The organism is Escherichia sp. MOD1-EC7011 (assembly GCF_002965005.1).
Classification (GTDB): Bacteria; Pseudomonadota; Gammaproteobacteria; order Enterobacterales; family Enterobacteriaceae; genus Escherichia; species Escherichia ruysiae.
In genome coordinates this window covers 1-18,705 of the sequence record NZ_PTRD01000068.1, presented here as the reverse complement: position 1 = coordinate 18,705, position 18,705 = coordinate 1, and the positions used below count along the sequence as shown (strand labels likewise).

Sequence of the window (18,705 nt, the reverse complement as noted above, 5' to 3'; positions counted from 1 at the left end):
GAAGACGAGCGAAACTAACGCAAAGTCCAGCCAGACGGCAGCGAAGACCAGCGAAACGAATGCTAAAGCCAGCGAAACTGCGGCGAAAAGCAGTCAGGATGCAGCGGCCCAAAGCGAGAGTGCCGCAGCCAGTTCTGCAAGCGCGGCGGCTGCTTCTGCCACTGCATCAGCTAACAGTCAAAAAGCAGCAAAAACCAGTGAAACCAACGCAAAGGCGAGCGAGACTGCGGCGGCGAACTCGGCGCAAGCATCGGCAGCAAGCCAGACAGCAGCTAAAGCAAGTGAAGACGCAGCCAGAGAGTATGCAAGCCAGGCAGCGGAGCCGTATAAACAAGTTTTGCAGCCGTTGCCTGATGTGTGGATACCGTTTAACGATTCACTGGATATGATTACCGGGTTTGCTCCTGGATATAAGAGAATCACAGTTGGTGACGATGTTATTGCATTGCCGTCTGAAAAGGTTGTTTCATTTACCAGGGCGTCAACTGCAACGTATATAGATAAGTCTGGGTGTTTTGCTGAATCAGCGATAAATGAACCACGTTTTGAAAAAGATGGTCTGCTCATTGAAGGTCAGAGAACGAATACTTTTTCTTATACGAATACACCAGTATCGTGGAACTATGACACTGCTAACTTAACTATTACCACGGGAGTTGATGAGTATGGTTTCAGTTATGGTTTGTTTGGCGTTAAAGAAACATCCACAACTGAAAGGGCGACATTAATTTCTACTGGATATACCAGGGTTATTTCAGTTTCGGCAAATGAATCAGTTACTTTATCCTGCAGAGTTAAAAAAGTAAGTGGGGATGGTATTATCACGTTGCGTCCAAGAATATCATATGTTAACGACGATGGCTCAAGTAACACACTGACCGCTGGCGCATATATTGATTGCGAGACTGGCGATATGTTGAGTTATTCTGGAGGTGAGGCGGCAACTTATAACATATTCAGAGAGTCTAATGGATGGATTCGTGTTGAGTTTACCTACAAATCACCAGAAGCAAAAAATATGTATGGGCGTTTTGAGTTTGGAGCACATCAACGATCAATCAAGTCTGGCGATAAATTAATGTTAACAACCCCTCAATTCGAAAAGGGACTAAACGCGTCATCTTTTATCATCACAACAGAGGTCGGTGCCACGAGAGCAAGTGACCAGGTAATCATACCTATACCTTTCAATTGGGCAACTCCACCAGTTAGTGTTCTCATGGAAGTTAATGTTAATTGGGATTCTGAAATGCCTAATTTAGAAGGCTCTGCGCGTTTGCTTAATATCTCAATTACAGGGGCGACGACTGAAGTTTCTGATGAAAGTTATATGTATTTTGGTTTTACCAATCGTGGTAAAAGGATAATTATCACCAATGGCAAAGGAACAAAAACAGAATATAAAGCATATGGGAATAGAGAGAAAAGGAAATTTGTTACTGGCTTTAAGTTTACAGAAGATAAACAGTTGCAGGTTGTTGTTGATGGAATTTTAGGTGGCAGCTCCCCGTCTCTGCATACATTGCAACGTTATACTGCCGGTAATATTAATATCGGTGGACAATCATCCAGTGGCAACAGACACCTGTTCGGTCATGTGAAAAATTTACGCATTTGGCATAAAGAATTAACTGAGGCACAAATGGGGGAGAGTATTAAATGAAAGATTTAACACTCAAATTTGCAGACAGGACCGACTTTTCGACCTTTATGGATAGCATTGGTTATGAAGATGACGAGGTAATGCAGAACAATGTTCTCATTGATGTGATAGGTAACGTGTACAAAGAAACCGGAGAACTTACTGAAGATGGCGAGCCGGTATGTGTTAAGGAAGACGGATATTTTGTAAACGTGCGCATCATTAATGATGCAAAAAAATCGTCAATATTCGATAAATACGCGGTTGTTGTTGAGCATCAACTTCGTGGCTGGATGTGAGGTAGAGAAATGGCTACATCGACAGTAATTCCAGGAGATATCACCAAGCTAAAGGGGGATGTCAGTAAAGCTAAGGAAGATATTTCATCAATTAGCGGAAAAGTATCAACGCTTCAGACTGATATGGACAGTGCAAAGCAGGATATCAGTACCAGATACACAAAAACAGAAGTGGATAATAAGCTGAAAAACAAAGTGGAAGTGAACGATCTGGAAAGCGGTCGTTATGGCGGAGATTTTTATCCACTGACAGGTCGTGAAGCGTTTTATTTATGGGGATTGGGCACAACTACAGCGGCGGCAAATCTTTATCTTAATCCTGACCCTGCAATTTCGTCTGTGCTGCGGTCAACATCGTCTATCCGCTATAAACATTCAGTAGAGACGATAGATTCAGAGCACGCCGATCTCATTTTCAGGATGCGCCCTGTGTGGTACAGGTCGCAATGCGAAAATGACAGGCGTGACTGGGGATTCTATGGATTGATTGCCGAGGAAGTTGGAGAAATTGCCCCTCAGTTTGTACACTGGCGACCAGCCAACGAAGATGATGCACCGGAAACCATTTCCAGCAATGGCCTTGTTGCCGAAGGTGTAATGTACGAACGTCTGGTTGTTCCACTGATTCACCATATCCAGAAGCTGACTGAAAGAGTTGATGAACTTGAGTCAGAATTAAAGTTGTTATCCGTTTCCCGAAGCGATATCGGATAAAGGAGGAGTAATGGATATAACACCTTTCCTTCATGCACTTTGTGCTGTGGCTGCGCAGGTACTGGTTGGTCTTTTTACCGGAAACTGGGCTTACGGTGCGATAGCTGGTTGTACGTTCTTCATTGCGCGTGAACACACCCAGGCAGAATATCGCTGGATTGAAATGTTCGGGCATGGCAAGCGTATGAATATGCCGTGGTGGGGCGGTTTTGATCCGCGCGCTTGGGATGTGGCAAGCCTGATGGATTTTGCGATTCCACTTTTAGCGTGCACATTATTATATATTTTTATTTAATATAAGATTAACTGAGATATAGCTTACGCAAAGAAGGCAATAAATATAAAGAGAGATGTTCTGAGGTAATTTATTGTTGGTGTTTAAGTTTATTTACAGATAGGTAAGTGCATACCTATATAAAAAAGATAAAATGTGATATAAATCCGCCATCCCGATTTGACTTTTCATGGAGGAAAATATGTCGAACGAGATGGCGGGCGTAACAACAGAGCAAGTTGAGCGCATTGCCGCGATCGTTGCTCGGGAGGTTGTCGGCAAATTAGGTAAAGAGCTACGTGAAGAAATTGGCCAGGAGGTCAACGATCAGCTGAAAACCTACTTTGGTGATATGACCCCGGCGCAACATAGTATTCAACACTCCAATCTGGACAAACTCCTTAACCGGTTGGACTCCATCTCAAGTGGGTTCTTTGGCGGCATTGTTTCTAAAATAACGTCGTTCATTATTACCGCACTGCTTTTGGGGTTAGCCGCGTATGGCGTAAAAAGTGGACTGCAATAACAGGAGATCAAGGATGAAGACTCCGAGAGGCATTCGTAATAATAACCCCGGTAATCTGGATAAAGGATCACCGTGGCAAGGTCTGGTTGCGAATCCAGACGAACCGCGCTTTTGCACGTTTAAAGACCCTGTTTGGGGGATTCGTGCGCTGGCGGTGACTCTAATTACCTACCACGATAAACGTCGCGCAAAAGACGGCTCAAGTATCGATACCATTCGTGAAGTTATTGAACGCTGGGCACCGCCGAATGAAAACAATACTGACGCCTACATTAATGAGGTGTCTAAAGCCGTTGGTGTAACCGCAGACATGATCATCGATCTGCATGATTACGACATCCTTCGACCTTTGGTTGAGGCAATCATTCGCCACGAGAATGGCCGAGGCCCGCTAAAAACGCTGAACACCTGGTATACGGCAGAAGTTATTGAGGAAGGTCTGCGTCGAGCTGGCGTCGTTAAGCCGGTGAAAACCGTGAAGGCTGTTCCTGTAACTAAAGAAACCGCTGGCGCAACTGTTACAGCAGGTATTGGTCTGGCGCAGCTTGCCGATGTTATGCCGCAGGTTTCCGCTGCTATGGATAAGGCACAAGGTCATATCTCTAGCGGGGATACAGTACGCATCATCTTCGGTATTGCCACTATTGTTGTGGCAGGATTCATTGCCTGGTCGCAGGTAAGAAAACACCAGAAAGGGATGGTCTAATATGCTAGGCAGCCTGATGACAAAGCTAAAAGTTGCTTTGATTACGCTGGCTGCCGTTCTTTTCGTTCTGGTCGGCGCTTACACGATGGGCGGAAATGCGGCGCGACGAGCAATGGAAGAGAAGGCAAAACAGGAAGACAGAAAACGACTTCAAAGCACAGTGGAAGTGGTGAATGAGACGAGCAATAAAATACGTCAGAAAGATGCTTCTGCCGTTCATCGTGAGTTGTATGATAAGTGGGTGCGTCATTAAACCACAAACCGCCAGCGTATTGTTCTGCGATGGAGCTGAGCCTATCTATATCAGCAATAATGATGTAATGACTGAAGAAACCGAACGCCAAATCCTTTTTCACAATACGATGGGAGAGAGGGTTTGTGGTTGGTGATGTCGAAGTTCCCCTCAAATGAGGGGAACACATTATTCTTCGAACAATTTTTCGATAGATTTTGTAGGATAGAACAAAGAACGCTCGTTGTTACCAACCAGCTGGATAAAGCCTAAACTTTTATAAAACGCCTTGGCTTTGTCATTTAACGCCTCAACGAAAAGTCCATGAATGCCTACAGCAAGAGATGCATTGTACACAACGCGCATTGCATGTGTTACAAGCATTGAGCCAAATCCTTGACCTTGAAGGGACTTGTCCAAAGCCAGCCTACCCAAAGTAACACTTGGAACATTCCGATAAGGAACCTTCTTTTGTTTGCTTCGTGAAGGTAAGGACTCCTTTTCAAAACAACTACCTGACAAAGTGTAATACCCTAACACTTTTGGCCTTTCTTCTTGAGTGCAAAGCACATAAGCACGAAGAATTTTTCCCTCATGCTGCCTTTTTAAGTGGTTGGCTAAAAAGGCGTTTAGTGACTCTTCGCCGCAATCAAAACCGTTTAGATCATAATCTTTCTCTCCAGAGAAAATCTCTATCGTCGTATTGCTCACGAGTAAACTACTCCATGCTTTTCAGACGATTAGCAGCTCGTTTCAGCTTATCGTTCGGTGCCGGAGGATTGCTTATAGCGTCCATAACCAGATTCCAGGATTCTTCATTCAGAACTAGTCTACGGTGTTGCTCTATAACTTTCACGGCACGTTCAGATGCACTGCTAACCATAAACTGAGTAATGCTCTGGTTAGACATTGCGGCAGCTTCCTCGATGATGCTTTTATCGTCATCGGTTAATCTCAAATCGATGCGCTGCTTTTTTAGTGCTGACATGTATTCCTCCTGATGGCCGTGATGTAGGAAGGCCATCAATCTCCTCTGTTCAAACTGAGTTTTCGACTCAAAAATTACTTTAAAAGGCTATAGCCCATTACGTGTGCATTATCAAATTGTGTACGGCATATCACTGTACTTGTAATATAGAGGTCATTGTTACTTTTTTCAACAGGCAAATATAAGCAATGATTGCCAATTGTTAACCACAACCTACCATTTAACCTTTACACCGTAGCCGTAGGCATTTAGGCTATATCACATATAAGAAAACAAGTTGTTTCAGACGATAATTATATACGCAAAGGGAACTCTCCAATGACCAAGATCTTTGTGGTTGGCGGCACAAAGGGCGGGCCTGGCAAATCCACCGTTGCCCAGCAAATTGCCGTTTGCCTGAAAGTCAAAAAGAAGAAGAAGGTTTATATTACCGATATAGATATTCAGCGCACGACAACGAGCTGGTGTGAAGACCGTCGACAGAACGAAGACCTTGAGCTGATTCCTTTTGCATACGTTCAGGATGACATCATTAAGCACCTAAAATCGCTTCAGGGTAGAGCTGAGTTTGTAGTGGTAGATGCTGGTGGCTTCGACTCCGAAATTCAGCGACAAGCGATGCTGATGGCTGACGTTATCATTATCCCGCTGCGTCCTAAGCGTCGTGATTTGAAATCTTTACGTGACATCGATCCTATTATCGACAATGTTCGCAATGTAAACGATAAAGTGAAGGTCCGCGCGGTCATGAACCAGTGCCCGGCTTTGCCATCACAAGTGTCTCGCATTCTGGCGGCTAAAGAGATTGTTGAGACGTTTGGAATCGAGTCTGCGCCAGTCAATCTATATAACCGCAACGTCTATGATGATGCGGAAGAGTCTGGTCGTTCTATCTTTGAAATGACCGGTAGCGAGCGCGACAAAAAGGCGGAAGCCGAGTTTGAAGAATTTGTAGATTATCTGTTGAGTCTGGAGGAAGAAGAATAATGTCCATGAAAATGGGTGACCTAGCAAAGCGCAAAGAGCCTGATGCACCGGCTAAGAACACAACTCCTTTGCGCCAACCAGTCAGACCACAGGGACGCCCGACTCGTGGCAAAGAGAAAATTAAAAGCCGCACAATGTCACTGGAGGACGAATACTTCGAACTGCTGGAGATGATGAAGTTCATCCCTCGCTTCGAGAAGTTCACTCGTTCTGACGTGATTCGAGCAGCCATTTTCCATCTGGCAGAGAAGTCACCGCAGGAAATCGAGGACATCGTGAAATTGAATGAGGCGATCACCGCTGCCGATGTCACGATGCGTACCGATGAAATCAAACGAGAGTTGATGAAGAAAGGTTAAAAATCATGCATTGGCGCGTACATTGCGCCAATGCATAACTACAGTGTCAGCTTTATGCCGCGCTAACACTATGTTCAGTCCTAACCACCCCAACCTTCACAAAAGGGCTACCGTAGCTTGGTGGCTTCTTGATTAATTTGCCTACATACAGTTTTCTAATATGCTCATCGGCTATTCTGCCAACAAATTCATAACGTTTTGTGTCGGGGCCAAGAGCTATATCCCTTGTAAAGTACTGCTGAGAACCGGCTTTGACCCAGCATTCAATCTGATAAACTTCCATTATTAGCCCACCATATGTAGCGTAGGCATATTTGAGATTCTCGTCTCTTGGAACCTTTGCCCATACGCCACGCGTAGCTTCATATAATGCCAGAGCGGACATTCCTGACTTGTAGGTGCTGTTTAGCAGGAAGGCAAGACCGGCGTGCTCAGGAGCAATTTCAGTTTCCTCTTGTAGCACTAAGTGATGGTAGGCGTCCAGTGATATTCTGCCCATCATGGAACCACTTCCTCGTACCTTATTCGTAAGCTCTCCGACCCCCATAAGGTCGATGCATGTCGCCTCAACAAGTTTGGCTGTGGTTTCATCCATACCATGACGAAGAATATCTATGCCTAATTTTTTATTAGCCAAAAGTTCTTTGATCCGCATGGATTTGGGAGAGTCATCGGGATACTTGATGTGATCGAGACAACGAGTCGATTTGCCTTTTCCTATGTAAAACGGTCTTTTCATCTTGTCTTCTGTATCATAGAGACAGTAAACATAGTATTTAGCCTTATCCAATGATCTCGCGTATACCGATAAATCGTCCATTATTGCATCTCTTAGCTACTGACTAATGCGTTCTATTTTACACATAAGTTTTTAATCAATTTAACAGGCTCAAAGTGTAGAGCTTCTGGGCGTCTAAGACGACAAGTTATGCCTGCTTCTGTATATATAAATAATAAGTAACTTATTAAATATATACGGAAGCAGGTCTTTTAAAAGACACCACCAGAACAACTCCCTTCCGTTTCCACTTCCAAAAACTGCCACCAGTCGCTATCATCCGCTCATTGTGATAAGTAAGTAACTACCTACCAGGTGAGCCACATGAGCCAAATCTTTTTCGATACCATCGACAACGACCAGTACGACTTCATGACAGAGTGGAATACCGCTGTTATGGACAAGTGGGTTGCTGAAAACATTGGTTTGTCGCGCTGCAAAGACGAGGCTGAACTGTTTGAGACGAAGTGGTTTGATTACCGCGATATGCATCCTCTCATGGCCACCTGTCTGTTTACGGAGGCATACAAACGTCAGTACTCAAATATCATGCTGACGCACGGTCGTGAACACTTTGAAACAGCTCCGTTCACCACCGGGTTAAAACGCTTGCCTTATCAGGAGTTGTCGACTGCTAATAAAACGTCGCTATGGAAAGCACGCCAGTTTGCGGATCGCTATTGCTGCTCATACGACTACTTTATCTCCACTGTTCTTTCCGCAGCTGCACGACGTCTGTGGGACAAGCTGCCTCGCCCACAGCATTTGTGGCAGCCAGAACTGATTGAGATATTTGAAGAGAAATTAGCCAGACGCGCAACAACCCGTCTGGATGACTCTCTGGTTAGCTTTAAGCATATGGGAGACATGCAGTTCAACCCGATTCAGGAAAGCTATTTTGAGTGGATTCTGGAGCGTTTGCGCACCATCCCTCGCAGTAAGCGCATACGCGCAATTTTCTCCGCTATCTGGCTAATGGAAATCGTTCCAGAGCGCCTTATTTCCGCCCACTTTCCAGAAGAACTGGAAGAAGCACGGCGGTTTATTGATCCCCTATCTAATTAACTAATACTAGAAAACAATTTGTTTAAAAAACAAAGGAAAGCACATGACCGAACTTTGCCATACAGGACGCGGGCTGTCCGAAGAGTTTGATGAAGATTTCCAGAACAGACTGACGGCATATTTTTGTCGTGATCACGAGTTTCTTACTCGTGCGGGAGATCTGGTTGTGCCTAGCCAATTTGCCAATGCGGCCAATGCCATATTGGTTAATATGGTTTCGGGCTATTACCGTATGTACAAGAGCGCGCCCTCTTCATCTGCAATTCTGGATATGCTTAAGCGTGCGAAACGCGATAAGACTATCCGTGAGGAACTATTCGCCGATGTTGTTGTTGCGTTTAAGCGCATCCTTGCAGAAAAATTGTCCGATACCTCGTACATGGTTGACCAGGTATCAACCTTCGCAAAAAGCGTAGCGTTTGATGATGCTCTGATTAAGGCTGCTGAACTGAAAGAGAAGGGCGACTTTCAGGGGGCGATGGCAATCATGGCCAAGGTTCAGCAGATTGGATCGAACGAAGCGACCGGAATCTATGACTACTACACCTCCGCAAGTGAGCGATTGAAAGCGCGTGAATATGAGGCTTCAGAGGAGTATGTACCAAACAGTATTACAACTGGACTCCCTCTTCTCGATAGGTTGCTGTACCAAAAAGGCTGGGCAAAGCGCGAAATGGTGCTCTTCATGGGGTTCGCTAAATCCGGTAAATCGACCGCAATGGGTGAGTTTTCCATAAACGCAACGCTTGCTGGCTACAATGTTCTGTATCTCTCGCTGGAGGTTCACACCAACATTTTGTCCGACCGTTTTGATGCAAGATTGTCGGAGACGGAAATGTCCAAGTTGGTGGAACGGCGCGATGAAGTTCATCGTAAGTTGGCAGAGTTGGGAGCCTCTAAGGGGATTGGTAGTTTGTGGGTTGTTGAGCGTCCGTCAGGAAGTATGTCACCGGCAGATCTGGACCGTATGCTTAACAGCATGAAAGCCAACGGCATGGTGCCTGACATGGTTGTTGTCGACTACGCAGATTTGATGCGTGCCAGTTATGACCTTCGTGATGATCGCGCCAACATTCGTAGTATCTACACCGATTTACGTGCTCTTTATGACAAGCATAACGTTGCTGGGATCACGGCATCGCAGACAAACCGTGAAGGTGGCGCGTCAGAAGTTGCCACAATGATGCACGCTGCCGACAACATCGAAAAAGTACGTATTGCTGACCTGGTAATAACGATCAACAAAACCGAAGAAGAAGAAGCGAAAGGAGAGGCTCGTCTCTACTTTGCCGGTTCACGTAACCAGCAGGGAGGGATCAGCATTCGCGTTAAACAAAACCTCGAACAAATGCGCTTCATTGAGCGAATCTTAGACGTTACCTAAAAAATAAGCGTGGAGAACACCTCCACGCTTGATTCATTGGTGAAACAACTTTTCTTTTGCCAAACCACAAAAGAAAAACACATGAGCCTTTATGTTATATCAACATTTAGGTTGGTCACAATATTGCCTGTTAAAAGTGGAATTATCGTGAGCGAGCTGAAAGAGCTAATTGCCGAATTAGATTTTGAACAATGGTTGGATACTGAAGGTATCGTTTATCGACGTGGAGGCGTGAGTGCTCGCGGTCGTGAAGTGAATATCAAAGAGTGTCCGGTATGCGGCAGCTCCAACTGGAAGGTATATTTCAATCTGACCAGTGGCGTCGGTAAATGCTTCGCTGGTGATCATCCCGAAGAGATTCAGTTCAATAAGCTGGTCTTCCTCAAGCACTACAGCGGTAAATCACGACGGCAGTTCGAGGAATATGTGCAGAACGCTCTTCTTTCCCAGGGGTGGACACCAAAGAAAGAAGAGCTAGTGCTTGCAAGCACAGTCGAGTTAGAGGGGCCAGTTGCACTCCCTCGTCATTACGAGCTTCCTATAGATGGCCGTCTTCCAGACTATCTGGTTGAACGAAACATATCACCTGAAATGGCAAAGTATTTTGACCTACGATACTGCGTTGAAGGCAAGCACGCTTATGTAGATCCGTATACAGATCAGGTAAAAGGGCAGATATTCGATATGCGAATACTGATACCGGTTTACGATCTGGATGGGGTAATGAAGACATTTCAGGGACGAGACATTACCGGTACAGCAGAACGCCGCTACCTCTTTCCTATGCAGCTTCCAGCTTCAGGTAAGTTTCTCTACAACGGCCATAATGCAGTCGGCAAACAGACTGTAGTTGTCTGTGAGGGGGCGTTCGATGTTATGGGGGTTAAACGAGCTATTTTTGACGAAGAAACATTACGTGATTACGTGGAACCAATAGGAACGTTCGGGATGCATCTATCTGGTAACACCACTCAGGATGCAGAAGATCAGTTAGGCGCGTTCCTGACGCTCAAGGCGCGTGGGTTACGTAATGTGATCATGATGTGGGATAGTGAAAAGCAAGCTATACGCAACACTATGGCCGCAGCCAGGCGACTGAGCAGTATTGGTCTTAATGTGAAAATTGCATGTTTGGGCGAGGAAGGACTCGACCCCGGCGATGCGACCCCGGGGCAGATTATCAAAGCCTACTATTGCGCAAAACCTTACTCACGACAGCTTGAACTCTTAAGCAAGGTGAAAGGCATTGCAGCACTAGTTTGAACCAGTATTAGTCACATACACATTGACCGAAAATGATTTAACTTCTGTATTGAAGTTGTCAGTCATTACTGCGAGGTAGGCATTCTTGGTATCTCTGAATTGCTTCAGGATGATTTGAACGTTGTCGGTGCAAACAAACGAGGTAGCCAGATTGCCTCCTTTCTCTGAAAAATCCTTCAGGAAGGTGCAGTCAACTTTGCCATCATTAGCGGTGAAGGTAGCATCATCACCCTGCCAGGTAAATGTAGCGTTAACGCCCTTATCAATGGATTTAGCAATAAGTCGCTGGGTGGCGGATTTTGTTTTGGCTTTGGAAGCCGGCGCTCGATATTTGCCGCTTTCTTTCAGTTCTGCAATGTAATCGCAGCCTCTTTTTTCTCCTTTATCGCAAGCAGTCTGATAAAGGTCGGCTGCTTTTTTATAGTCCTTTTTTACACCTTCCCCATTCTCATACATAATGCCAAGATTGGTTATGGCGTCGGCGTTTCCAAGTTCCGCTGCCTTTTTATACCACTTAACTGCTTCTGCATCATTGCGTTTAACGCCTAACCCATCATCGTATAGTATTCCTAATCCTATCATAGCTTCTGAACTGCCTTGGTCTGCCGCCTTTTTGTAATAAGTAAAAGCCTTTTTATAATTCTTTTTAACGCCTTTACCATATTGGTAATACGCCCCAAGAACTGAAGTTGCTTTAACATACCCGGCATCAGAGGCTAGTTTGAAGTATTTAATGGCGAGTGCATGATCTACTTTACCAAGCAACCCCTTTTGATAAATAGCACCAAGATTGTTGTAGGCTCTACCTTCACGAGCATCCCCCGCAAGTTTGTAGTACTCAACAGCTTTATTTAGGTCTTTATCTACACCCTCGCCAAATGTGTACATAACCCCAAGTGCATAATATGCTACTTTGTCTCCCTTTTCTGCAGCGAGATCAATCCACTTCTTGGCCTCAACTACATCCTTATCAAAACCATTGATACCATCAAAATAATTTGTCCCTAACTCACTTTGTGCTGCGGTATCCCCTGCGGTAGCGGCTTCTATCAGCGTTTGTTTATTGTCTGCGTTAACGAATCCAGAGCTAAAAAGCAAAGTTAATGCCAGCAACGATGAAGATTTTATGTATTTCATATTTTTTGTTCTGTTGATATAGGATGAACAGTTTAGACGCGGCAAGCGTCAAGTGTGCGAAAAAGGGTACTTAAATTTAGTTAATATGTCAGCTTTGTTGATTTAGTTTATGGTCGGTAAAGTTACTGGGAAACTAATAACCATAAGAAATAGTACGCCATTTAATTATTGTAGCACTGCTCGTGTTTTGATTAACTAATACCTGCGATAAATATAAATAAAGGGAAGCCAACATGAGCAAAAATAAGCTGATTTTAACAGGAGCTTTATTGTCTTTGTTTGCTTTAGTGGGGTGTAAGCCTACAGACGAGAAGGCTATTGCTCTGGGCCAACAAGCAATTGCGGATGATATGAAAGATCCCACGTCGGTGATGTTTAGGAAAGATAAGTTTGTCAGGACTGATCATGACGATGGGAGTGTGACAGGCTTTGTGTGCGGAGAATTGAACGCCAAAAATGGCTTTGGTGCATACGTGGGCTATCACTCATATGTTGTTGAACTCGAAATGAAGCCAAAGGGCATGTTTTCGAAAGGGGTGGTATACAAAATCCTATCGAAGTCGTTGGCACCTAATGATCCTCATGACTTACAGCGTTATAAGCAGGTCTACAGAAAGATGTGCAACAGTGAGGCTGTAGCTCATTAATGGTGAATGCCGGGCAGACTATAAGCCCGGCATCTTCGTATAGGGAACTATTGCGCCTAAAATGATAAGTAGATACATACTTAGTTTTTTGTAAGAATACTTTCATCTGTTAGCTAGGAGTTGGTATGAAAGACGAAATTCAGAAATTGGCCTGTGACATCATTGATAAAACAGGTTTAGAAATCAGCGAGGGCAGTCGACTAGACATCATTGGAAAGGCCGTCAATACAGCAATGAATCATATCGCTGCTCGTATGGACGAGATCCCGCTACCAGGGTTGCCTTATCTGAAAGTTGAGTTACACGTATGGGGCGAACCTTCTTGTGCACGGCGTTCTGCATTAGTTGTTTTTATTAGCAAAGAAAACCCGCTCAGTCTTAAAGTGCAGGTTGGAGCATGGCTTGATGGCAGAGTGATCTACACAAATACCGTTTTTTGTCTTTCAAACGACGAAACTATTGACGCGGCCATTCAAGAAGCAGTTCTAGCAATGCGCAGCAGCGGTTTGATGAAGAATAACTACGAAGAGTACTTGCGTTCGATAAGTGGTGAAAAGACATTATCTCTGAAAGCAGATTTCGTTACCCCGAAAAATCTGTTGGAAGTTTTGATTAATAAAGGGGCTAATAGTGCCGTAAATGTAATCAGAGAGAGTGAATACGCGTCTCTTTGGGATATGTGCAAAAGCCAGTTGGATCTTGTGCATATCGTTGTTGATGCGGGGAAGGCTTGTGATGGCGTAATGGCGGAATTTGCTGGGAAGATGGTCAGGATTGCTAACGAATTACCGATGATTAAGCAAGAGGCTAAATCATACGCCACCAATCATGTCACAGAGCTTCTTGCCCCTTATCGCTTAGAAAGCGATCAGCGCAAGATGATTAGCTGGGGAAGTTGGTAAGCTCTCTGTGTGTCGTTTTTACGCAAATAATGATAGGTAAGCACAAGATTATTTCTGGCGGTAATTGTGAAAGCTGATTTGTCAAAAATCCCTTCTATTTCAGGAAATAACGGTTATTCACTTCGTTGTGAGGAAGTAAAGATAAACGGTGAGTCGGCATATTGCAGCTATTCCGTTTGCCAGCACACCATTCTTGCCTTCAAAGAAAACCGTCTTCCTCGAACGTCTTTCCAGTCGTGCGCAACCGCTATTAAAGCAGGCAAATGCAAGGCGTTAAAAATGATGGTTGAAGAGATTCGTAAAGGAGAATCTCTGTATTTCGAAGATATGACCGCACTCATTAAGGAGGTTGAAGAACGGAATAAACAAGCCAGAACTATAAAACGAAAACGTGACAGTGTAACGATTAATAGCATGGTTAAGAAGAGCGCCACATCACAAACAGCGATCACTGACGTGTATGCGGCGTTGATTGAAGAAACAACAAAAGAAACACATGAGCAAATCGATCAACATATGGAGGCAAAACAACAATGAAAAAGTTGATCGCACTTAAGCATAAGCTGGACGAAATGAAAGCTATGGGAACCAATGCAAAAAAAGAGGCATTGGCCAACATGGATGACTTTGAACAAAGCATGGTTTCATTGATGCTCAACCCTTTCATCCGTTTTGGGGTAAAGAAATACAAAGTGGCAGAGCCGCTTAGTGAGTCCGTCCCAAGTGACGAAAAAGCCATTGATGTACTGAATAAGCTGGCCTCTCGCGAGCTGACGGGGAACGCAGCAATAGCAGCTGTTGAGTCTATCGTGGCGTCAATGTGCGCCGATGGGCAGGACGTGTTCCGTCGTTTCCTCTTAAAAGACCCGAAAGCAGGTGTTGGGATTAGCCTATGCAACAAGGTTTTTGAAAATCCCATTCCGAAATTCGAGGTGCAGCTGGCGTCACCGTATAAAGAAAAAGGCGACAAATACCCCTTCAAGCCAAATCCTAAAGCAAAATGGCCGATGATTGGCAGTCTTAAGCTCGATGGTTTGCGAGTAATTTGCGAGGTTATTGTTGACGAGGAAGAGGTTAACTTCCTTTCTCGTACTGGTAATCCAATCACGTCTCTCGATCACCTAAAGCCAGCCATGCTCGAATTAGGCAAACTTTCAGGCCACAAACACATCTTCTTCGATGGTGAAGGAACAGCCGGTTCATTTAACCAGTCCGTATCTGCATTGCGCAAAAAGAACGTGCAGGCAATTGGCGCTATTTATCATGTTTTCGACTTCTTCCTACCGGAATGGCGAGCACAGGCTAAATCCAAAGAGTATGCAAAGACAGGTATGAAGCTGAAAGAGCGCCTGGCTATGCTGGTGGCGTTGTTCAAAAACGATCGCAGTGAAGGCTACACACAAGACATTCACCTGCATCCGTTCTATATCATCCATAGCCACGAAGACTTCATCGAACGCTTCATGAAACGCCTGGACGATAACGAAGAAGGGGAGATGGGCAAAGATCCGAACTCTGTTTACGAGTTTAAACGTACCCGCAGCTGGTGGAAGTTAAAAGACGAAGATTCAGAAGATGGTGAAATTATCGACTTTGAGCCGGGCGACCCGGACTCTGGTTTTGCCAACACACTTGGAAAAATTGTTATTCGTCTTGAAAACGGCGTCATCGTTCGTGCGAGCGGCATTAAGCATAAATATCTGGACGAGATCTGGAACAACAAAGAGAAGTACCGTGGTCGTATTGTCGAGGTTCATTGTCACGAGAAAACACCGGACGGCAGCTTACGCCACCCACGACTGAAATGGCCGCGTTGCTTACGCGATACCGAAGATCGAATCGGAGATAAAGAATGATCGTATTAAGTAAACGGGAGAAAGAAACGCTTCATGAAATAAGTAAGTGGCCGGAGTTCCCTGAGTACTGGAAGCCTAAAACGCGAGCTAAGTTAGAGCGTTTAGGGTTGGTTGCAAACGTTTCTGAAACGTGGTGTTCGGCCAACTACCAGTTAACTGATAAAGGGAAAGTATTGCTACAGCAATTAGTAGAATCAGGAGTGTTAATATGATTCCATACATCTCATTAGCTTTTATGGGTGGCTTCCTTATCGGCTTCGGCATCTGTCGTGATTTAATTAAGCAGGAACTTAAAACCAAAACACTGTGCATCGGAAAGCGTGTGTATCGGGTAGTTCATGAAACAAAGGTAAGAAAATGAGCAATTTAACTTCTTGGGACTGGTGGTTGGCCACCTATTTCTTAGCGGCCGGAGTCGCATTCGCCTTTTACGTAGGTCAGTTAGTCGTAAAACTGTTGCTGATTAAATTTGCTAGTCATAAACGTATCGATGATGGTCTGTGGCGTCTTGGCACCCTGGTGGAAACTCGCTACGGGCAACTTAAGGAGAACGAAACCATTACTATCCAAGCGAAACGATTCACTGCCACCATCACAAGAACACCTAGTCGTAGAGTGGCCTTGATCAAAAAAGTCGCAACCGAATAAAAACACAATGATAAGTATTTACTTACTTATCCTTTATGTATAAGATGACTTTGTTTTCGTTGAGACGCGACTGTTTGAACTTAAATACAAGTGCAAACGAAGAAGTCTATCTGGCAGTAGCCTAATAAGCCAAACACCAGCGAGGTCAGTTTCCAGCCTCGTTACCGAAATGGGACACACTGAGCGAGTGTGATTGCAGAACGCAGGAGGGAACATGAATGTTCCCTCCGATGAAGTAACAGAATGGGCGGTCAGTATATTTTCAACTCATATACGACTCCCGGATTCTTAGCCAATGACCGCCCATCCTGTTACGTCATTTTGTTCAATTATGTCGTTTATACTGGGTTAAAAAGCGGCGGCGTAGCCCGGCTGGTATGGTTAGCCAGCACACAACGTTGAGGCCATTACATTTTTATCAATTCTAAGGTTCTATTCACAGAGATACCGGCGAGCGTTGATATGTAACATGTTGGGCAAACATTCAATCGGAGTAGTGGCCTCAACGTTGTGAAGACAGGATTGTTGTGTAGGTTTAACCACTGTTGCCATTGGTGCCTGTTTTCACAACAAATGATTCCATACATCACATTGTATAAATTACAAAGTAGGCGCTGTCCTCAAAAACATCATCTACTTAAAGATTTTGCCTTCTATTGAGCGAAGTCGAAAACGTCTGGCACTAACGAAAAGTGCAAGTAGCGGTGCGTTTCCTGGTAGAAACTAACACCGCCGCGATTGGCACTGTTGAGTAATAAATACTGTCAGTGCTGAATTGATGGTGTAGCTCAGCGGTAGAGCAGTTGGCTGTTAACCAACTGGCCGGTGGTTCGAATCCACCCACCATCGCCAATGCCGGTTTAGTTCAGTTGGTAGAGCGCCTGCCTTGTAAGCAGGATGTCAGCGGTTCGATCCCGTTAACCGGCACCAACACAACAGGTAAGAGCATTGGGCGAATCGGCGATACTGACCCACAAGCCCGTAAATCGATAGAGTCAGACCAGTGCTCTTACCGTTGTGATGAAGTGCAGCTCTTTGAAGCAACCAGAAGATAAGCATCTGGCTTCACAACACAACGATAATATCATTACGGTTAATCGTCGTTCATGTGCACAATGACTGGTCGAAAGGTAGTGATCTTACCGTTGTGATGAATGCACAGGCTGATGTGTCGCAACTACAGTAGTGCGCGCTTTGCGGGGCTTGCTACAACCCTGTGTCGGAGATTCAGTACCGGCCACCACAACGGCCGGAGAGTAGGGAGCATGGTGCTCAAGCGGTCTTGAAAACCGTCCCATTGCGCAAGCGATGATGGTTCGATTCCATTACTCTCCGCCAGACACAGCGTTGAGCGGTTTGGCCTTTTAATCAACTCGATTAAGACTCCGCTAACATAAACCAGACCGCTCAACGCTGTGATAGACAATTACGGCAGACGTTCTTAACCATAGCTTGCTAACATCCTAGCAACACTTTTTTCAGCGCAAAATTCAAAGGGGCTTCGGCCCCTTTTTTTGTTGAACAGTGCAATTTACTTTACATAGTCACCCAGTTTTAATATTTCGCGCTTATATTCTTTAACCATGTCACAGGATTCAATGTAAATTCGATGTAAAAGACTGCCATTATCTTTATTCTCATTTATCTTAATGAGTGATAATTTATATTCATAGTCATCAAATGCCTCAATCAAATGGTGGCCTGGGATTATATCTTCGTCACTCTTGAAGTATATATCTTCAAGTCTGTAATCTAGTTGATTAGATCTCCTTTTCTCGATGTAATCTTCAGCCATAGCTATTACATCGTTCCTGTCATTTAACCTGTTTTTTTCGGAAGGTACATCTTCGTAACGTTGTACGATTGAACAACCAATGAGGCGTGGGATGTAAGCATCAAAATTAGTAACTCTATCATGCGCAGTTTTAAGTGCTTTCTCAAAGCAGTCTCTAACATGTAAAGGCAACTTCTCAAAGTAATCATTAATTATAGGAGAACAAGGAGTTTTATAATTCATAAGAACCGACGGTATGAGCTTTGGGTGTCGAAACATCCAGTCCCTTTTAACGTCCGATGGAACATAATAACGTTTAATGATATTATCAAAATAATTTATCATTGGAGATTTGAATATTTTGTTGAATCTAAGGTGTATGAACGCATCCAGATAAGGCATATCTGAATAAGCATCATCAAAAAATATTTCTTCATTGAAGAAATCATATTTATTTAATAAATAAAACAGTTTTTCCGAATTAATATGTTCACAATAATCGATTTTTAATCCAAAGATAGCAA

22 protein-coding genes, 3 tRNA genes and 1 pseudogene are annotated in these 18,705 nt (G+C 44.3%); 21 read left to right on the top strand and 5 right to left on the bottom strand.

Annotated features, from left to right (window positions below; all coding sequences use genetic code 11):
- From A7098_RS23165 to A7098_RS23135, 7 genes are all read left to right on the top strand, one after another.
- The coding region (locus A7098_RS23165) for a phage tail protein (protein WP_105281490.1) at positions 1 to 1,663 on the top strand (1,663 nt) is incomplete at its 5' end.
- Complete coding sequence (locus A7098_RS23160) at positions 1,660 to 1,941, top strand: hypothetical protein (RefSeq protein ID WP_000654162.1); 282 nt, start codon at positions 1,660 to 1,662, stop codon at positions 1,939 to 1,941. The genes A7098_RS23165 and A7098_RS23160, both read left to right, overlap by 4 nt.
- 9 nt (positions 1,942 to 1,950) lie before the next feature.
- Positions 1,951 to 2,655: a tail fiber domain-containing protein gene (locus A7098_RS23155; RefSeq protein ID WP_000235971.1), complete on the top strand. Its 705-nt coding sequence runs from the start codon at positions 1,951 to 1,953 to the stop codon at positions 2,653 to 2,655.
- A 10-nt stretch (positions 2,656 to 2,665) separates the two neighbouring features.
- Positions 2,666 to 2,950, top strand: coding sequence for a hypothetical protein (locus A7098_RS23150; RefSeq protein WP_021520115.1), 285 nt, complete (start codon positions 2,666 to 2,668; stop codon positions 2,948 to 2,950).
- A gap of 181 nt (positions 2,951 to 3,131) precedes the next feature.
- On the top strand, positions 3,132 to 3,455 hold the full coding sequence (locus A7098_RS23145; RefSeq protein WP_000064175.1) for a hypothetical protein: 324 nt from the start codon (positions 3,132 to 3,134) through the stop codon (positions 3,453 to 3,455).
- A gap of 13 nt (positions 3,456 to 3,468) precedes the next feature.
- Complete coding sequence (locus A7098_RS23140; RefSeq protein ID WP_042063115.1) at positions 3,469 to 4,161, top strand: membrane protein; 693 nt, start codon at positions 3,469 to 3,471, stop codon at positions 4,159 to 4,161.
- Position 4,162: 1 nt separating this feature from the next.
- Positions 4,163 to 4,414 (top strand): hypothetical protein, encoded by a 252-nt coding sequence (locus A7098_RS23135; RefSeq protein WP_001404395.1) that lies wholly within the window; start codon positions 4,163 to 4,165, stop codon positions 4,412 to 4,414.
- Positions 4,415 to 4,582: 168 nt separating this feature from the next.
- Here A7098_RS23135 and A7098_RS23125 read toward each other — a convergent pair whose 3' ends face one another.
- Both A7098_RS23125 and A7098_RS23120 read right to left on the bottom strand, forming a co-directional pair.
- Positions 4,583 to 5,104: a GNAT family N-acetyltransferase gene (locus tag A7098_RS23125; protein ID WP_000072677.1), complete on the bottom strand. Its 522-nt coding sequence runs from the start codon at positions 5,102 to 5,104 to the stop codon at positions 4,583 to 4,585.
- A gap of 7 nt (positions 5,105 to 5,111) precedes the next feature.
- Complete coding sequence (locus A7098_RS23120) at positions 5,112 to 5,381, bottom strand: DUF1778 domain-containing protein (RefSeq protein ID WP_042063163.1); 270 nt, start codon at positions 5,379 to 5,381, stop codon at positions 5,112 to 5,114.
- A gap of 318 nt (positions 5,382 to 5,699) precedes the next feature.
- On the opposite strand from A7098_RS23120, the gene A7098_RS23115 reads away from it, so the two are divergent.
- Both A7098_RS23115 and A7098_RS23110 read left to right on the top strand, forming a co-directional pair.
- On the top strand, positions 5,700 to 6,368 hold the full coding sequence (locus A7098_RS23115) for an AAA family ATPase (RefSeq protein ID WP_000161228.1): 669 nt from the start codon (positions 5,700 to 5,702) through the stop codon (positions 6,366 to 6,368).
- Positions 6,369 to 6,373: 5 nt separating this feature from the next.
- Positions 6,374 to 6,727, top strand: a complete 354-nt coding sequence (locus tag A7098_RS23110) for a hypothetical protein (protein ID WP_160378290.1) — start codon at positions 6,374 to 6,376, stop codon at positions 6,725 to 6,727.
- A 52-nt stretch (positions 6,728 to 6,779) separates the two neighbouring features.
- On the opposite strand, the gene A7098_RS23105 is transcribed toward A7098_RS23110, so the two are convergent.
- Positions 6,780 to 7,547: a hypothetical protein gene (locus tag A7098_RS23105; RefSeq protein ID WP_000342417.1), complete on the bottom strand. Its 768-nt coding sequence runs from the start codon at positions 7,545 to 7,547 to the stop codon at positions 6,780 to 6,782.
- A gap of 282 nt (positions 7,548 to 7,829) precedes the next feature.
- On the opposite strand from A7098_RS23105, the gene A7098_RS23100 reads away from it, so the two are divergent.
- The 3 genes from A7098_RS23100 to A7098_RS23090 all read left to right on the top strand — a co-directional run bounded on the left by A7098_RS23100 (position 7,830) and on the right by A7098_RS23090 (position 11,217).
- Positions 7,830 to 8,570: a hypothetical protein gene (locus A7098_RS23100; protein WP_001717320.1), complete on the top strand. Its 741-nt coding sequence runs from the start codon at positions 7,830 to 7,832 to the stop codon at positions 8,568 to 8,570.
- A gap of 43 nt (positions 8,571 to 8,613) precedes the next feature.
- Entirely contained in the window at positions 8,614 to 9,954 is a 1,341-nt protein-coding gene (locus A7098_RS23095; RefSeq protein ID WP_016607338.1) for a DnaB-like helicase C-terminal domain-containing protein, read from the top strand.
- 147 nt (positions 9,955 to 10,101) lie between these two features.
- On the top strand, positions 10,102 to 11,217 hold the full coding sequence (locus tag A7098_RS23090; protein ID WP_176251462.1) for a DNA primase: 1,116 nt from the start codon (positions 10,102 to 10,104) through the stop codon (positions 11,215 to 11,217).
- Here A7098_RS23090 and A7098_RS23085 read toward each other — a convergent pair.
- The gene (locus tag A7098_RS23085; protein ID WP_032252488.1) at positions 11,209 to 12,354 is read right to left on the bottom strand and encodes a tetratricopeptide repeat protein; all 1,146 of its coding nucleotides are present in this window, start codon (positions 12,352 to 12,354) and stop codon (positions 11,209 to 11,211) included. The two genes, A7098_RS23090 and A7098_RS23085, sit on opposite strands and share 9 nt — an antisense overlap.
- Before the next feature lie 233 nt (positions 12,355 to 12,587).
- Here A7098_RS23085 and A7098_RS23080 point away from each other — a divergent pair, with 233 nt between their 5' ends.
- From A7098_RS23080 to A7098_RS23890, 9 genes are all read left to right on the top strand, one after another.
- The gene (locus tag A7098_RS23080) at positions 12,588 to 13,001 is read left to right on the top strand and encodes a hypothetical protein (protein WP_021512314.1); all 414 of its coding nucleotides are present in this window, start codon (positions 12,588 to 12,590) and stop codon (positions 12,999 to 13,001) included.
- 125 nt (positions 13,002 to 13,126) lie between these two features.
- Positions 13,127 to 13,903, top strand: a complete 777-nt coding sequence (locus A7098_RS23075; protein WP_001755528.1) for a hypothetical protein — start codon at positions 13,127 to 13,129, stop codon at positions 13,901 to 13,903.
- Between the two features lie 54 nt (positions 13,904 to 13,957).
- Positions 13,958 to 14,440, top strand: coding sequence for a hypothetical protein (locus A7098_RS24350; RefSeq protein ID WP_252362530.1), 483 nt, complete (start codon positions 13,958 to 13,960; stop codon positions 14,438 to 14,440).
- Positions 14,437 to 15,759, top strand: coding sequence for a DNA ligase (locus A7098_RS23065; RefSeq protein WP_077107992.1), 1,323 nt, complete (start codon positions 14,437 to 14,439; stop codon positions 15,757 to 15,759). Before A7098_RS24350 ends, A7098_RS23065 begins: the two co-directional genes overlap by 4 nt.
- Complete coding sequence (locus tag A7098_RS24345; protein WP_077136338.1) at positions 15,756 to 15,971, top strand: hypothetical protein; 216 nt, start codon at positions 15,756 to 15,758, stop codon at positions 15,969 to 15,971. The genes A7098_RS23065 and A7098_RS24345 overlap by 4 nt, the downstream gene beginning before the upstream one ends.
- A gap of 145 nt (positions 15,972 to 16,116) precedes the next feature.
- Positions 16,117 to 16,407 carry a C-type natriuretic protein gene (locus A7098_RS23055; protein ID WP_094259624.1) on the top strand — a complete coding sequence of 97 codons (291 nt, stop codon included), beginning with the start codon at positions 16,117 to 16,119 and terminating at the stop codon, positions 16,405 to 16,407.
- A 777-nt stretch (positions 16,408 to 17,184) separates the two neighbouring features.
- Positions 17,185 to 17,259: transfer RNA gene (locus A7098_RS23050), tRNA-Asn, on the top strand.
- 2 nt (positions 17,260 to 17,261) lie between these two features.
- A tRNA-Thr gene (locus A7098_RS23045) sits at positions 17,262 to 17,337 on the top strand.
- 321 nt (positions 17,338 to 17,658) lie between these two features.
- Positions 17,659 to 17,745, top strand: a tRNA-Ser gene (locus tag A7098_RS23890).
- Between the two features lie 193 nt (positions 17,746 to 17,938).
- Here the strand turns inward: A7098_RS23890 and A7098_RS23040 are convergent.
- A pseudogene (locus A7098_RS23040) lies at positions 17,939 to 18,705 on the bottom strand (hypothetical protein); the annotation flags it as partial.

Coding starts and splice junctions, on each gene's coding strand:
- A7098_RS23055 (WP_094259624.1), top strand. CDS start 16,117: ATGAGCAATTTAACTTCTTGGGACTGGTGGTTGGCCACCTATTTCTTA.
- A7098_RS23065 (WP_077107992.1), top strand. CDS start 14,437: ATGAAAAAGTTGATCGCACTTAAGCATAAGCTGGACGAAATGAAAGCT.
- A7098_RS23150 (WP_021520115.1), top strand. CDS start 2,666: ATGGATATAACACCTTTCCTTCATGCACTTTGTGCTGTGGCTGCGCAG.
- A7098_RS23080 (WP_021512314.1), top strand. CDS start 12,588: ATGAGCAAAAATAAGCTGATTTTAACAGGAGCTTTATTGTCTTTGTTT.
- A7098_RS23100 (WP_001717320.1), top strand. CDS start 7,830: ATGAGCCAAATCTTTTTCGATACCATCGACAACGACCAGTACGACTTC.
- A7098_RS23135 (WP_001404395.1), top strand. CDS start 4,163: ATGCTAGGCAGCCTGATGACAAAGCTAAAAGTTGCTTTGATTACGCTG.
- A7098_RS24345 (WP_077136338.1), top strand. CDS start 15,756: ATGATCGTATTAAGTAAACGGGAGAAAGAAACGCTTCATGAAATAAGT.
- A7098_RS23115 (WP_000161228.1), top strand. CDS start 5,700: ATGACCAAGATCTTTGTGGTTGGCGGCACAAAGGGCGGGCCTGGCAAA.
- A7098_RS23155 (WP_000235971.1), top strand. CDS start 1,951: ATGGCTACATCGACAGTAATTCCAGGAGATATCACCAAGCTAAAGGGG.
- A7098_RS23105 (WP_000342417.1), bottom strand. CDS start 7,547: ATGGACGATTTATCGGTATACGCGAGATCATTGGATAAGGCTAAATAC.
- A7098_RS23085 (WP_032252488.1), bottom strand. CDS start 12,354: ATGAAATACATAAAATCTTCATCGTTGCTGGCATTAACTTTGCTTTTT.
- A7098_RS23110 (WP_160378290.1), top strand. CDS start 6,374: ATGAAAATGGGTGACCTAGCAAAGCGCAAAGAGCCTGATGCACCGGCT.
- A7098_RS23095 (WP_016607338.1), top strand. CDS start 8,614: ATGACCGAACTTTGCCATACAGGACGCGGGCTGTCCGAAGAGTTTGAT.
- A7098_RS23160 (WP_000654162.1), top strand. CDS start 1,660: ATGAAAGATTTAACACTCAAATTTGCAGACAGGACCGACTTTTCGACC.
- A7098_RS23145 (WP_000064175.1), top strand. CDS start 3,132: ATGTCGAACGAGATGGCGGGCGTAACAACAGAGCAAGTTGAGCGCATT.
- A7098_RS23075 (WP_001755528.1), top strand. CDS start 13,127: ATGAAAGACGAAATTCAGAAATTGGCCTGTGACATCATTGATAAAACA.
- A7098_RS23140 (WP_042063115.1), top strand. CDS start 3,469: ATGAAGACTCCGAGAGGCATTCGTAATAATAACCCCGGTAATCTGGAT.
- A7098_RS23120 (WP_042063163.1), bottom strand. CDS start 5,381: ATGTCAGCACTAAAAAAGCAGCGCATCGATTTGAGATTAACCGATGAC.